Genomic DNA, 13,784 nt, shown 5'->3' on the forward strand with positions numbered 1-13,784 from the left:
ATGAACGGGGCGCGCGGCCGACTTGTATAGTCCGGTAGCGTGACGACACCCCTGCATCGCACCGTCGCGGCGGAACTCCGGCGGCGTATCCGCGGCGGACAGTTGCGCGTCGGCGATCCGTTGCCGTCCGAGGCCGCGCTGTGCAGTGAGTTCAACGCCTCGCGGGGGCCGGTGCGGCAGGCCCTGGCCGCGCTGCGGGAGGAAGGCCTGGTCGGCGGGGGACAGGGCAAGCGTTCGGTGGTGCTCGACGCGGTGCCGGCTCAGCCGTTCGAGTCGTTCATGTCGTTCACCGTGTGGGCCGAGGCCACCGGATATGTGCCGGGTCAGCGGCTGCAGGAGATCGCGTTACGCCGACCCGCGCCGCCGGTGGCGGCCGCTCTGCAGCTGGAACCGGATGTCCTGGCCGTGGAGTTGCTGCGGCTGCGGCTGCTCGACGACCAGCCGGCGATGCTGGAGCGGACCACGTTCATCGAAGCGGTCGGCCGCCGCCTGCTGGATGTCGATCTGGACGGCGGATCGATCTACGCCCATTTGACCTCGGCGGGTGTCGACCTGCACGCGGCGCGGCACACCTTCGACGCCGTCGCGGCCGACCCGGTCGACGCGGCCCTGCTGGGCGTGGCCGAAGGAACACCGCTCCTGCGGGAACGGCGCCTCACCTCGGACTCGTCGGGCATGCCGATCGAGTGGTCGGACGACCGCTACCGGCCGGACGTGGCCACCTTCACGGTCACGAACATCCGGAGCTCACGCGCGTTCCGCACGGCCGTTGCCTGACCTGGCGGGCGCGATGGAGTGGCGGGCGGCTGATCCGGCGTTGGTGAAAGCCTCGTCCAAGCGGTGCAAGGGGTACGGGGCGCTGACGAGGGTGGCGAACGGGTAAGTGTGGTGGCTGCCGGCCAGGAAGTCGACTGCCGTTCGGAGGTCGGCGGGAGTGTAGTTGTGCACGCCGGTGACGGTGAGCAGGCGGCGTACTGTGCGTTCCGGGTCCAAGGGGACCGCCGGGCCCGGTGACACCGTGCCGGCCAGCACCAGAGTGCCGCCGATCGTCAGCGAATCCAAGGCCGTGCGGACGGCGGTCGTGGCTCCCGACAGTTCGACGGCCAGGTCGATCCCGTCGATTTCCTCGGTGCCGTCGGCGATCTCGGCGGCGCCGAACTGACGGGCCTGCTCGCGCCGGGCCGGGTCGGGGTCGGCCGTGATGACGTGTGCGCCCCGCCGGGCCAGCATGGCCGTGGCGGTCAGGCCCAGCATGCCGGCGCCGGTGACCAGGACGCGGTCCCCGGCCCCCACTGACCCGCCCGCTCGCACCGCGGCCGCCACCGTGGCGGTTGCGCAGCCGGCGGGGGCGGCGACCTCGTCCGGCACGTCATCGGGCACCTTCACCACTGTGGTGCCCGGCCACAGAAGACAGTGGGATGCGAAGCCTCCGGTCAGTGGGCGCTTCTCGTCGAGCGGCTCGTGGCCGTACTTGCGAAGTTCGAAGCACTTCTGCGGAATGCCCCGCCGGCAGCGCGCGCAACGGCCGCACGAGGCGGTCACTGACCAGGCGATCCGCTCGCCGGCCCGCACGGATGCGCCATCGCCGGCCGCCACCACGGTGCCCACCTGCTCGTGTCCGAGCACGCCCGGCGCCGGTGACGAACGATGACCGGCGACCGTGTGCAGGTCGCTTCCGCAGACAGTCGCCAGATCGACTCTCACCAGTACCTCGCCCGCCGCCGGCTCGGCCGGGAGCGGCGCCGAACACATCACGAACGGGCGGCCGGGACCGTCCCACCGGGCATATCTCGCACGATCTTCCACAGCCGCCACCCTAGCTTGTCAATACAAGTTTGACGAAGCGGTCGGCGATCAGGTGATGGGTGGCCGTGTCCGGGTGCAGGCGGTCGGGCATGGGGAGGCCGGTGGCGTCGGTCTCGCCGTACAGGTCGAGGCCGTTGATGTAGCTCAGGTTTTCGTCCTTTCGCTCGGTGACGACGCGGGCCAGCTCCTCGCGGATGACGCGCAGGGTCAGCTTGGTCGGGTCGGGGGTGCCGGTGGCCAGGAACTTCACCTCGCCCGCCCGGAGGGCCTCGAGGTCGAAGGCGCCGGGGCCCGGAGTGTCCTCGTGGATCGCGCAGTAGATCGGCGAGATGACCGCCAGCGGGGTGGTGGGGTGCCCGTCGCGGATGGTGTCGAGGAAGCCGTGGACGGCGGGGGCGAAGGCGCGGCGGCGCATCAGGTCGGCGTTGACCACGTTGATGCCCAGCTTCAGGGTGATGAGGCCGGCCGGGGTGTCGCGGATCGTTCGGGCCACGAACGGATCCATCAGGGCGCTTCCGCCGAATCCCAGGTTGATCAGGTCGGCCCCGGCGGCCAGGGCGGCCCGGACCGGCCAGATGGAGGTCGGGTTGGTGGCGTTCGAGCCCTGGCTGATCGAGCTGCCGTGGTGCACCCAGATCGTGCCCCGGGCGTCGGCGCCGGGTTCGATCGGGGCGTCGCTGCGCACGGCAACCAGCTCCGTGGTCTCGTTGTGCGGGAGCCAGATCTCGACGGTCTTGTCACCGGCGGGCAGGGTGGTGAACGGTACGGCGACGGGGGAGCCGGGCTGGTAGCCGGAGGTGCCGGTGGACATGTCGATGGTGATGACGGTGCCGCCGATGGCGGTGGACTGGGCGGTCAGGGCGCCGTCGACCAGGAGGTCGTAGACACCTTCGGGACGTGGCGGCAGGCCGGTGAAGACGCGCTTGGTGGGGACGGTCAGCAGCTCGATCGTCGTGGCGCGGGTGCGGAAGACGAGACGTACGCCCGAAGGTTGTGCCTCGACCATGGCCAGCTGCGGGTCGGGGGTCTGCGCGCGGGCCCACCCCGGGAGGCGGTGGGGGAGCAGGCCCTGAGGGGTGGGCTCGAGCTCGGCGGCGCCGCGGACGAGGGCGGCGGTGATCGGCGTGGTGATCATGGCTTGATGCTCCTTCCTTTAGACATTATGCATTTGCCTAAGGCATTTAGGCAAACCTTGACGGCCGGGGTACGTCTACCTAGGGTCGGCCTTAACATTCATGAACAGCGATGTCTTGGGGTGGCGGGTTGAAACGTTACACAAGCGCCGTGGCAGCGGGGATGCTCGCGGCCGGACTGCTGTCGGCCCCGGCCGCCGCGCACGGTGGGCATGCGCCGGGCGCGCCCATCCGGCTCACCGTCGACGACCTCGCGCAGCCGATGAACGTCGAAGGGACGCCGCTGTTCGGGTGGCTGCCGGTCGACCGTGACGCCGGGGAGCGGCAGACCGCGTACCAGATCCGGGTCGCCGATCGCCGCGGCGTGCCGGTGTGGGATTCCGGCCGGGTGCGCACATCCGAGCAGTCCCATGTCGCCTATCGAGGCGCCGCGCTGACCCCGGGATCGCCGTACACCTGGACCGTCCGCACCTGGGACGGCACCGGCCGGCCGTCGCCCTGGGCGGCCGGGAAGACCTTCGAGACCGGCCTCGGCGACCAGGACTGGGGTGGCGCGCAATGGATCCAGCGCGCCCCGGGCGGCACCGGGCCGATCGCCGTGACCGATGGCCGTGCCCGCGTCACCGGAGGGCTTGTCACCCTGGCCGGGACGGGCGCCGAATGGACCGACTACACGCTGGACCTGACGGTGCGGCCGCGCACGGGCGGAGCCGGCTGGGTGTTCCGCAGCCCCGACCGCGCGAACGGATATATGTGGCAGCTCGTTCCGGGCAGCGGGCTCAACACCCACGTGCAGATCGGTGGAGCCTTCACCAAACTGGCGACCGTTCCGCTCATGGTGACGGCCGGGACCGACTATCGCGTGCGCATGGACATCGCGGGCGGCACCTTCCGCACATTCGTCGACGGCGTGCTCGTCGATGAGCGAACGGACACCCGCTTCCCCCGTGGGACTGTCGGTTTCCGTGAAGCGGCCAACGAGGCCGGCGAGTTCGACGACGTCGCGGTCACCCGGGACGGCGCCACGCTGTTCAGCGACGACTTCAGCGACGGCACCGGCAAATGGGCGTTCACTTCCGCGCGCCAGGCGGACGAATGGTCACTTCTGCGCACCGAGGCCGCCCTGCGCGGGCAACGCGTCGTGCGAGCGCGCGCCTACGTCGCCGGTGACCACACCTGGGAGCTCTATCTGAACGGGCGGCGGGCCGACCGGGGCAGCTCGTTCGGCTATCCGGGCGAGGGCTTCTACCAGGCCTCGGACGTCACCCGGCTGATCCGCGGGAAGACGCTCGCGGTCGGCGCTCTGCTGCATTGGTACGGCGGCGGGCAGGGGCGCGCGGCCGGCGTTCCCGGGCTCCTGGTCAAGATCGTCATCGAGTACGCCGGCGGCGGCACCCAGACCATCGTGAGCGACGGCGGCTGGCGGGCGCACGAGGGCCCGTACCGGGAAGGCGCCCTTCGCAACGGCGAGGGGGACCGGATCGAGCACGCCGACGCGACCCGCGCGGCGGCGGTGGAGGGCTGGCAGCGGCCCGGGTACGACGACGCGGCCTGGGCGCCGGCGGTCGTGCTGGGCGCCCACCCGGTGGCCCCGTTCACCCACCTCACCGGCCTGGACGCGCGTGTCACCGAGGAGACCGTCACGCCGGTGCGCATGCTGACCGCCGCCGACGGCACACCGGTGGCCGACTTCGGCGTGGTCATCCCCGCTCGCCCGATCGTTCGTTTCGACGCGGGTGTGCACGAACGAACATTGACGTTGCGCACCAGCTACGAGCTCGCGAGCAACGGCCGGGTCGCCACCAGCGGGCGGGCCACGCAGAGCACCGACATGTCCTTCCCGTACACGCAGACCGACGGCCCGCAGACCTTCCAGGCCTTTACCCACCTGGGCTTCCGCTATCTCGATATCCCCGGGGCGGGCGAGGAGATCACGGCCGCGGACGTCCGGGCGGTGGTCGTGCACACGGCCGTCGAGGGGCCGCGGGCGAGCTTCACCAGCGACGATCCGACGCTGAACGCGGTGTGGCAGCTCGTGCAGCGGTCGGCGCTCTACTCGGTACAAGAGCAGTTCGTGGACACGCCGACCCGGGAGAAGGGCCAGTTCCTGGCCGACGCGGCCAACATCTCGTACGCCACCATGCAGGGCTTCGGTGAGCGGGCGGCCACCCGCAAGGCGATCCGCGAGTTCCTCGCCTCCAACCGGCGCTACTGGACCACCGGGGCCGACGCCGGGCGCTACAACGCGGTCTACCCCAACGGCGACGGCAAGCGCGACATCCCCGACTTCACCGAGATGTTCGTCGACTGGGTATGGCGCTGGTACGAGGTCACCGGCGACGAATCGCTGCTGGCCGAGGCGTACCCGGCGATCCGCGAGACCGCCGGCTACGTGCGGCGGCACATCCCGGCCGACGGGCCGACGGCCGGCCTGGTCACCAACCTCACCGGGGGCAGCGGCGCCTATCGGTACGGCATCGTCGACTGGCCCGAGCCGGGCCGGTTCGGCTACGACATGAGCGCCTCGGCGCGAACCGTCGTCAACGCGCTCGGCGTGCAGGTCCTGCGGCGGGCGGCCGACATGGCGGCGGTGCTGGGCGAACCGGAGCTCACTTCCTTCCGTACGGCCCAGGAGGACCTGGCCGCGGCGATGAACCAGAAGCTGCGCCGGAGCGACGGGGTTTATGTGGACGGTCTGCTGGCCGACGGGACGCAGTCGCCGCACGCCGGCCAGCACTCGACGTCGTACGCCATCGCCTTCGGGGTGGCGCCGCAGGCGGACCTGCCGGCGCTGGCCGGGCACCTGGCCGCTCAGGGAATGAAGCAGGGGCCGATGACGGCGCACGTGCTGTTGCGGGCCCTGGCCGAAGCCGGGCGGCCCGACGCGGTGCTCGCCCTGCTGACCAACCACGACGACCTCGGCTGGGCGCGGATCCTCGACCAGGGCGGCACGTTCACCTGGGAGGCCTGGGACCCGGCGCCGGGCGACTACAGCCAATCGCACGGCTGGGGCAGCCAGGCCGCGGTCGACATCGCCGAGACCATGCTCGGCATCCGGATCGGCGCGCCCGGAGCGAGCAGCGTGGTGCTGGCCCCGCCGGCCACCGGACTGGGGCGGGCGTCCGGCTCGGTGCCCACGCAGCGCGGCGAGGTCGGGCTGTCGTGGCAGCGCACGAGCCGGGGCCTGCGGGCCGAGGCCACGGTTCCGGTCAACGTGACGGCCCGCGTCGAGCTGCCGGCCGGAGTCGCCTATCGGGTGGAGGGCCGGGCCCGCTATCTCGGCACGGCGAACGGGGTGACGGCCTACGAGATCGGCTCGGGCCGAACCGGCTTCGTCCCGGCCGGCGTCGTCCCGCCCGGCTTCGTTCCGCCCGGCTTCGTTCCGCCGCGCGGCTGAGGCGGGGTCAGGCGGTCGAGCAGGGCGGCGGCCGGGCGGCCCCACGCCGGCAGGCCTTTGCGGTCGGAGAGGGCCAGGGCGGTGCGGGCCGGCTCCGGGTCGCCGAGCAGGCCGGCCAGGGCGGTGTGGGCCGGGATCAACGGCCACGCCGCCCCCACCCGCTCGGCGTCGGCGATGACCGAGCGGAGGTCGGCCTCGGCCTCCGCGGCGCGGCCCCGGCGGGCCCGGAGTCGGCCCAGGTGGAGGCGGGCGTCCAGCATGGTCAGCGGCAGCCGGTCGGGCCGGGACAGGAAGTGCCGGAGCCGGTCCTCGAGGCCGTCCAGGTGGCCGGTGGCCAGGTCGAGGGCATGCTCGGTGAGCTCGACCACGGGCCGGATGCGCTCGTACTCACCGGCGGCGGGCAGGCCCCGGGCGATCGTCAGGAGCTGCGCGGCCCGGTCGTGGCGGCCGGTGTGCAGGGCGCCCTGGGCCCAGTTCAGGCAGGCCCGCAGATGGTCGCGGGGATGGTCGGCGAAGCGGGGATCGGTCAGGGCCGTGCGGACCGCCGGCCAGGCCTCCGGATCGTCCAGCTCCAGCCGTAGCGACAGCTGGGCGATCTCGACCGCGAGCAGGGCCGACGGGTCGCCCGACTGCCGCGCCGCCTCCAGCGCGGCCTCGCCGTAGCGCCAATGGTCGTCGGCGTGCCGGTCGAGCACCGTGTCCGGCGCCGACAGGATGGCCAGCGCCCGCGCCCGGTGGCCGTGATGCTTGAGGTGGGGGACGGCGCGTTCGATCTCCTCGTAGCCGGCCGAGGCCTCGCCCTGCTGGCGCAGCATCCGCCCGAGGGCGAGGCCCAGATCGCCCCGGGCGCCGGGCGGCAGCCGCCGGTCGGCCAGGATGCGGCGCAGCACCGGGATCGCCTCGGCCTGGGTGACGCCCTCGACGGCCGAGCGGCCGAGCTTGCCGGCCAGCCGGGCCCGCTGACGGCGGGGCAGCTCCGAATGGTCCATGGTGGCCAGCAGGAATCGGGCCGCCGTCGCGTCGTCGCCGCGCGCGGTGGCCAGGTCGGCCGCGGCCTCGGCGTTGCGCACGTGGTCGGCGGCGTTGCCCGCGAGCCGGTAGTGGTGGGCCAGCTGCGCCACCGGGCGGGGCACCTGGCGTTCCAGGACCCGGGCGCAGCGCAGGTGCAGCATCCGCCGCTCCAGCGCCGGAAGCAGCTCGTAGACGACCTGGCGGGCCAGCGTGTGCCGGAACCGGGGCGACCGGCCGTCCACCCGGTCCAGCAGGCCCGCCTCGGCCGCCCGGTCCAGCGCGGCCTCCACCCGGTCGACGGGCAGCGACAGCAGCTCGGCGAGGGCGCGGGCCTCGGCCACCACGCCCAGCACGGCGGCGGCGCCGAGGATGTCGCGGGTGGGCTCGTCCAGCGGGCGCATGCGCCACAGCAGGACGTCGCGCAGCAGAGCGGGCACGGTCACGTCGCCCAGGACGTCGCCCAGCAGGTCGGGCCGCTGGTCGATGCGGTCGATCTCGTGGCGTTCGACCAGGGAGCGGACGACCTCCTCGACCAGGAACGGCACACCGGCCGTACGCTCGAAGAGCTGCTCGACGAAGACCGGCGGCAGGACGTCGCGGCGCAGCAGCGTACCGGCCAGCGAGCCGACTTCGGCCGGTGACAGCGGCGCCAGTTGCAGGACGCGGGCCGGGACCGCGACCGGCTCGCGGGAGGTCATCACCACCGTGAGGCCGTCCACCGGATGCGCGGCCAGCCACGTCACGAACTCCACAGTGACCGGATCGGCCATGTGCAGGTCCTCGAGCGCGACCACGACCGGGGCCAGCGCGCCCAGCAGGCCGGCCATGGCCCCCAGCAGGCGGGCCCGCTCGGCCCGCGGATCGTCGAGCGGGAGCGGCGGGGTGAGGGCGGCCAGCGACGGCAGGTACGGCGCGAAGACGGCGACCGCGGGGTCGAGGCCGGGCGGCAGCGCCGGCGACCAGAGGCGAAGGCCGTCCAGGATCGGGCCGAGCGGCAGCGGCTCGCGCAGGTCGTCGCAATGGGCCACGACGACGCGGCCGGCCATGCCGGACAGGGCCTCGGCCACCAGGCGGGTCTTGCCGACGCCGCCCTCGCCGAGGACGAGCACGGCCGACGGGGGAGCGGCCAGAGCCGCGCGCAGCACGGCCAGCTCACCGTCGCGGCCCACGAAGGCCTTGGCGCTGTGCAGGTTGAAGGCGGCGGATAGCTGGAACACCGCTGCCGAATGTAGCGCCGGGACCCCGCGGACGGCACCTCCGCGGGGTCCCGGGCGCCGGCTCATCCGGTGATGCCCACCGCGGCCATGCTGGTCCCGTCCATCGTCGTGTCCTCTCCACCCGTGAACTCGGCTGCGGCGACCGTACGAATCGCGCCCGTCCGGGGGAAAGAGAGAAGACGCGCACCAGGAATCCGGAAACACACTCGTAACTTGATGGACCGTTTCGCGTAACAACAGGTTAGGTGGGGGAATGACTGGATCGCTGGGCCTGAGATTCGACGAGGTGGCGGAGCTGTACGACCGGGTCCGCCCCGGCTATCCCGAGGAGCTGTTCGCCGACCTGGCCACCCTGACCGGTCTGAGGCCGGGCGCCCCGGTGCTGGAGGTCGGCTGCGGCACCGGCCAGGCCACCAGGTCGATGGCGGCGCTGGGCTGGACGGTGACCGCCGTCGAGCCGGGCCCGGCCCTGGCCGAGCTGGCCCGGCGGCGGCTCGCCGGGTTCCCGAACGTCACGGTCGAGGAGGCGGCCTTCGAGGACTGGCCCGACCGGGGCCGCCGCTTCGACGTCCTCGTGGCCGCCTCGTCGTGGCACTGGGTCGATCCGGAGATCGGCCGGCGCCGGGCGGCCGCGCTGGCCGGTCACCTCGCCCTGCTCGACTTCACGGTGGTCCGCCGCCCGGGCGAGCTTGAGGTGTACGCCGAGACGGCCGACCTGCACGAGCACTTCAGCCCCGGCAACCCGTCCTGGGGTCATCCACCGCTGGAGGAGCGGGTGCTCGCCGAGCCCGGCCGGTGGTACCCGGTCGTCCAGTGGTTCGACGGCCAGGGCTTCGCCGATCTGCTGCGCACCCAGTCGCTGTGCCGCGAACTCGATCCGGCCGTCCGCGAGCCCCTCCTCGACGCCGTCGCCGAACGAATCCGCACCCGCCTGGGCGACCGGGCGCCCCGCCGCTACCTGTGCTCGCTGCGCCTCGAGGATCTCACGGCGTGAGCAGTGTCATCGCGTACTGCGGATTGCCGTAGTCCCGCCAGGCCGCGATGGACCCGCAAGTCCAGAGATCTGTCACCGCTTCCAGAACTGCCGGGGCGCGTAGCCCTCGCGGCGCAGCCAATGCTCGGTGTAGACGATGCGCTGCGCCTCCAGCACGCCGATGGTGCCGATCGGCGGTTCGTCGAGCGGGCGCGAGCGCTCCACGTGGTCGGACTGCCAGCGCACCACCGGCCAGTACTGGTCGAAGCCGTCGTCGCCGGGCTCGAGGATCCGGGCGGCCCCGAACAGCTGCGCGCCCCGGCTGCTCGCCTGGCCGGCGAGAGGGGCGAACACCCCCACCGACACGCGGGGATCGGCCCGGATGTTGCGCATCTTCGGTGACGTGCCCATCGCCGTGAAGACGATGGCGAAGTCCAGATGGAAGTAGCGCACCGGCGTCGCCAGCGGGCCGTCCGGGCCCACCGTGGCCAGCACGCACATGTTCTGCGACGACAGCAGGTTGAGGATGCGTTCCTCGAGCCGCTCACGCTCCAGTCGCCGGGTGGGGCTGGGCCCGGCCAGCCAAGGATTCGTCGCCATGAGGGTGCATTGTGGTCCTATGACGACGGAGGAGACGCTCGTGGGGCTGATCCGGGGCGACGCGTGGATGATGGGCGTGCTCGCGGCGGTGCGGGACGAGGCGGTGCCCGAGGCCTGGGCCGGGGCCGGGGTCCTGCGTGATCTGGTGTGGGGTGAGCGTTTCGGCGCCGGCTTCACCCCTGAGGCCGTACGGGACGTGGATGTGGCCTTCTTCGACCCGGGTGACCTGAGCCGTGCCAACGACGACCGGGTGACCGAACGCCTGGGCCGCCGCCGGCCCGGCGTGCCGTGGGAGGCCAAGAACCAGGCCGCCGTGCATACCTGGTACGCGGCGAGGTTCGGCGGTGAGCCGGTCGAGGCGTTCACGTCGATCGAGGACTCCGTCGGCACCTGGCCCGAGACCGCGACCGCCGTGGCGGTGTGCCTGGGCCCGGACGACGAGATCGAGGTGTGCGCGCCGTTCGGCCTGGACGACCTCCTCGACGGCGTCTGGCGGCGAAACCCCCGCCGCGTCAGCCTCGAACTGTCCCGGGCCCGGCTGGAACGGCATCAGCCGCGGGTCCGCTGGCCGGGCGTCACTGTTGTGCCGCCCGGCTAGCGGGTTGGATCAGTCGCCCTTGACGTTGACGATCTGGCGCAGCGTGTGGCGGATCTCCACCAGGTCGCCGGCGTCGTTCATGACCACGTCGATGGGCTTGTAAGCCTGCGGGATCTCGTCGAGGAACGCGTCGGTGTCGCGGTACTCGATGCCCTTCATGGCCTCGCGCAGCTGCTCGCGGGTGAAGGTCTTGCGGGCCTTCGACCGCGAGTAGTTACGGCCGGCGCCGTGCGGCGACGAGTTCAGGGCCAGGCGGTTTCCCTTGCCCACGACCACGTACGACGCGTCGCCCATCGAACCCGGGATCAGGCCCGGACGGCCCTGCTCGGCGTTGATGGCGCCCTTGCGGGACAGCCACACCTTCTTGCCGAAGTGGGTCTCCTGCTCGGTGTAGTTGTGGTGGCACTGGACCCGCTCGAGCTCCTCGACCGGCCCGCCGGTGAACTCGGCGAAGCAGGCCACGACCCGGTCCATCATCTCGTCGCGGTTGGACAGGGCGAAGTCCTGGGCCCAGCGCAGCTCGCGGATGTAACGCCAGAACTCGTCGGTGCCCTCGGCCAGGTACGCCAGGTCGGGATCGGGCACGCTGATCCAGTAGCGCTTCATCAGCTCCTGCGCCACCTTGATGTGATGCGTGGCGATCTTGTTGCCGACGCCGCGCGAACCCGAGTGCAGGAACAGCCACACCGCGCCCGTCTCGTCGGCGGTCACCTCGATGAAGTGGTTGCCGCTGCCGAGCGTGCCCAGCTGAAGATGCCAGTTCCCCGCGTACTGCCCCGGCTCGAATCCGGCCTTCTCCGCCTTGGCGGTGAGCGTCTCGACGCGGCGGGCCGCGGTGTCGGTGATCGCCGTGTTGTAGACGCCGGCCGACAGCGGAACCGCGCGCTCGATCGCCGTGCGCAGGTCGGCCAGGTTCGGCTTGAGGTCGTCGCGGTGGTACTGCGTCCGCACCGCGGCCATCCCGCACCCGATGTCGACGCCCACGGCGGCCGGGATGATCGCGCCGAGGGTCGGGATGACCGAGCCGACGGTCGCGCCCTTGCCGAGGTGGGCGTCGGGCATGAGGGCGATGTGCGGGAAGATGAAGGGCAGTGTCGAAGCGGTTTCCGCCTGGGCCAAGGTGCCGGCCTCGATGAGGCTCGCCCAATTGATCAGACGGTCGTTGACCCGCTGCATGACTGCTCTCCCCTCCGGGGGACGTCGGTGATTGTCGCCGGTCACGCTAGCCGCCAAGATCGCTGAGCGCTCCCGATTTACCGGTCGGCAACCGCCATGACTGGAGCGCGGTGAGCTGCCGGGCGACCACGGCCGAGGGGACAAGGCGCAGCAGAGGGTCGCGGAGAGGGCTGGAGCTCTGCAACAGCCGGCCCATGGCACGGGCGCGGGCGGCGATCGGGCGGGTGCGGTGACGGCGGGCCCGGTCGTACGCCGTGAGGGCCCCGTCGATCGGCAGCGTGGCCAGCAGATGGGTGAGGGTGGCCGCGTCCTCCATGGCCTGGGCGGCGCCCTGGCCCAGATCGGGGGTCATGGCGTGGGCGGCGTCGCCCAGCAGGACCGTGCGGCCCCGGCGGAACGTGGCCGGCGGCCGGGCCAGGTCGTGGATGTCGGTGCGGACGATCGCGGCCGGATCGGTGGCGGCGAGCACGTCACCGATCGGGGCGTGCCAGCCGCCGAAGCGGCGGCGCAGCTCGGCGTGATCGTCGGGGAACGGCGTGCGGGCCGGCAGCGAGACGACGCCGAACCAGTAGACGCGCCCGTCGGGCAGCGGAGCCAAGCCGAATCGCTCGCCGCGTCCGAGGCTCTCGCCGGCTCCGCCGACCAGGCCGGCCGGGTGGGCCGTGACGCCGCGCCAGCTCGTATAGCCCGAATAGCGCACACCGGGGTCGCCGGGCCACGAGGCGCGGGTCGGCGAGCGCAGGCCGTCGGCGGCGACCACCACGTCGGCCTCGAGCGGGTCGGCGGGCGAATGCGGGTGACCGTAGTGGACCGTGCCCGGCGGCAACAGCGACGACAGGGCGGCCTGGAGGTCGGCCCGGTGGACCACGCGCAGGTCGCGCACCGCCCCGGGCGGGATGACCGAGAGCCACCGGCCGTCGGAGCGGCGCTGGCCGGCGGTGAGCGTGGAGTGGGGGCCGGCGATGGCCCGGACCGCGTCGCCGGCGCCGACGGCGTCGAGGGCCGCGAAGGCGTTGCCGAACAGGGACAGGCCGGCCCCGGCCACCGCCGGGGCGGGGGAACGCTCGAGGACGGTGACCTGCCAGCCGAGGCGGTGCAGGCCGATGGCGGTGGTCAGGCCGCCGGTTCCGGCGCCGATGACGGTGGCTCTACGCATGTAGAGGACTCTACTCCCGTAGAGTCGGGGTTGTGAAGAGCGGGGATCGGCGAGAGGCCATCGCGGACGCGGCGATCGCGATCGTGGCGCGGGAAGGGCTCCGGTCGCTGACGCACCGGGCGATCGACAAGGAGCTGGGCCTGCCGACGGGCTCGACGTCGTACTACGCGCGCACCCGCCGCGACCTCATCGAGGCCATGGTCCATCGGCTGGCGGCGCGCACCGCCGGGGACATGGCGGGAGTGGCCGAGCGCGACATCACCGGGGTACCGGGGCGGCGACCGGTGGACGACGCCGCGGAACGGCTCGCGCGGCTGCTCGACCGGCTGGCCGAGCGGCCCGGCGACCACCTCGCCCGCTACGCGCTGGTCGTGGAGCTGACCGGGGATCCCGAGCTGCACGCCCGCCTGACGAGCGCCTCACCGGCCCGGGCCGGGTTCCTGGCCGCGGCGGCCGAGACGTTGCGGGGGCTCGGCGTCGAGGAGCCGGAGCGGCACGCCCCGGCTCTGGTCGCGGTGGTCGACGGGCTGTTGCTGGACCGGGTCGCCGGGTCCGGGATGGACCCGGCGACCCGTCCCGACGCGCGGGAGACGATCGCCGCCTATCTGCGCGGCCTGACCCGCTAGTGTCGTGAGTCGTTAATGCGTGTGCAGTAGCGGGCGATGGATTCGAGGATCTGGTCGGCGGTTTTGGTCCACACGTAGGGCCGCGGATCGT

The 13,784-nt window shown here is 72.7% G+C and carries 11 protein-coding genes; 5 read left to right on the plus strand and 6 right to left on the minus strand.

Going from position 1 to position 13,784, the window contains the following annotated elements; genetic code table 11:
* Positions 1-39: 39 nt before the first annotated feature.
* Complete coding sequence (locus ACFY36_RS46855) at positions 40-777, plus strand: GntR family transcriptional regulator (RefSeq protein WP_499752413.1); 738 nt, start codon at positions 40-42, stop codon at positions 775-777.
* On the opposite strand, the gene ACFY36_RS46860 is transcribed toward ACFY36_RS46855, so the two are convergent.
* Positions 748-1,752, minus strand: a complete 1,005-nt coding sequence (locus tag ACFY36_RS46860) for a zinc-binding dehydrogenase (protein ID WP_499752427.1) — start codon at positions 1,750-1,752, stop codon at positions 748-750. The genes ACFY36_RS46855 and ACFY36_RS46860 overlap by 30 nt on opposite strands.
* 64 nt (positions 1,753-1,816) lie before the next feature.
* Positions 1,817-2,941 carry an SGNH/GDSL hydrolase family protein gene (locus ACFY36_RS46865; RefSeq protein WP_499752414.1) on the minus strand — a complete coding sequence of 375 codons (1,125 nt, stop codon included), beginning with the start codon at positions 2,939-2,941 and terminating at the stop codon, positions 1,817-1,819.
* A gap of 149 nt (positions 2,942-3,090) precedes the next feature.
* Between ACFY36_RS46865 and ACFY36_RS46870 the strand changes: the two genes are divergently transcribed.
* On the plus strand, positions 3,091-6,336 hold the full coding sequence (locus ACFY36_RS46870; RefSeq protein WP_499752415.1) for an alpha-L-rhamnosidase-related protein: 3,246 nt from the start codon (positions 3,091-3,093) through the stop codon (positions 6,334-6,336).
* Here the strand turns inward: ACFY36_RS46870 and ACFY36_RS46875 are convergent.
* Positions 6,243-8,564, minus strand: a complete 2,322-nt coding sequence (locus ACFY36_RS46875) for an ATP-binding protein (RefSeq protein WP_499752416.1) — start codon at positions 8,562-8,564, stop codon at positions 6,243-6,245. The two genes, ACFY36_RS46870 and ACFY36_RS46875, sit on opposite strands and share 94 nt — an antisense overlap.
* A 253-nt stretch (positions 8,565-8,817) precedes the next feature.
* Between ACFY36_RS46875 and ACFY36_RS46880 the strand changes: the two genes are divergently transcribed.
* Positions 8,818-9,558, plus strand: a complete 741-nt coding sequence (locus ACFY36_RS46880; RefSeq protein ID WP_499752417.1) for a class I SAM-dependent methyltransferase — start codon at positions 8,818-8,820, stop codon at positions 9,556-9,558.
* Between the two features lie 72 nt (positions 9,559-9,630).
* Here ACFY36_RS46880 and ACFY36_RS46885 read toward each other — a convergent pair whose 3' ends face one another.
* Entirely contained in the window at positions 9,631-10,137 is a 507-nt protein-coding gene (locus ACFY36_RS46885) for a pyridoxamine 5'-phosphate oxidase family protein (RefSeq protein WP_499752418.1), read from the minus strand.
* A gap of 19 nt (positions 10,138-10,156) precedes the next feature.
* On the opposite strand from ACFY36_RS46885, the gene ACFY36_RS46890 reads away from it, so the two are divergent.
* Complete coding sequence (locus ACFY36_RS46890) at positions 10,157-10,735, plus strand: nucleotidyltransferase family protein (protein ID WP_499752419.1); 579 nt, start codon at positions 10,157-10,159, stop codon at positions 10,733-10,735.
* A 9-nt stretch (positions 10,736-10,744) separates the two neighbouring features.
* On the opposite strand, the gene ACFY36_RS46895 is transcribed toward ACFY36_RS46890, so the two are convergent.
* Together ACFY36_RS46895 and ACFY36_RS46900 are read right to left on the minus strand one after the other, a co-directional pair.
* The gene (locus ACFY36_RS46895) at positions 10,745-11,911 is read right to left on the minus strand and encodes an RtcB family protein (protein WP_499752420.1); all 1,167 of its coding nucleotides are present in this window, start codon (positions 11,909-11,911) and stop codon (positions 10,745-10,747) included.
* 46 nt (positions 11,912-11,957) lie between these two features.
* Complete coding sequence (locus ACFY36_RS46900) at positions 11,958-13,067, minus strand: FAD-dependent monooxygenase (RefSeq protein ID WP_499752421.1); 1,110 nt, start codon at positions 13,065-13,067, stop codon at positions 11,958-11,960.
* Positions 13,068-13,099: 32 nt separating this feature from the next.
* Between ACFY36_RS46900 and ACFY36_RS46905 the strand changes: the two genes are divergently transcribed.
* The gene (locus ACFY36_RS46905) at positions 13,100-13,693 is read left to right on the plus strand and encodes a TetR/AcrR family transcriptional regulator (protein WP_499752422.1); all 594 of its coding nucleotides are present in this window, start codon (positions 13,100-13,102) and stop codon (positions 13,691-13,693) included.
* Positions 13,694-13,784: the final 91 nt, after the last annotated feature.

It is taken from the genome of Actinoplanes sp. NPDC000266 (genome assembly GCF_042899005.1).
GTDB lineage: Bacteria > Actinomycetota > Actinomycetes > Mycobacteriales > Micromonosporaceae > Actinoplanes.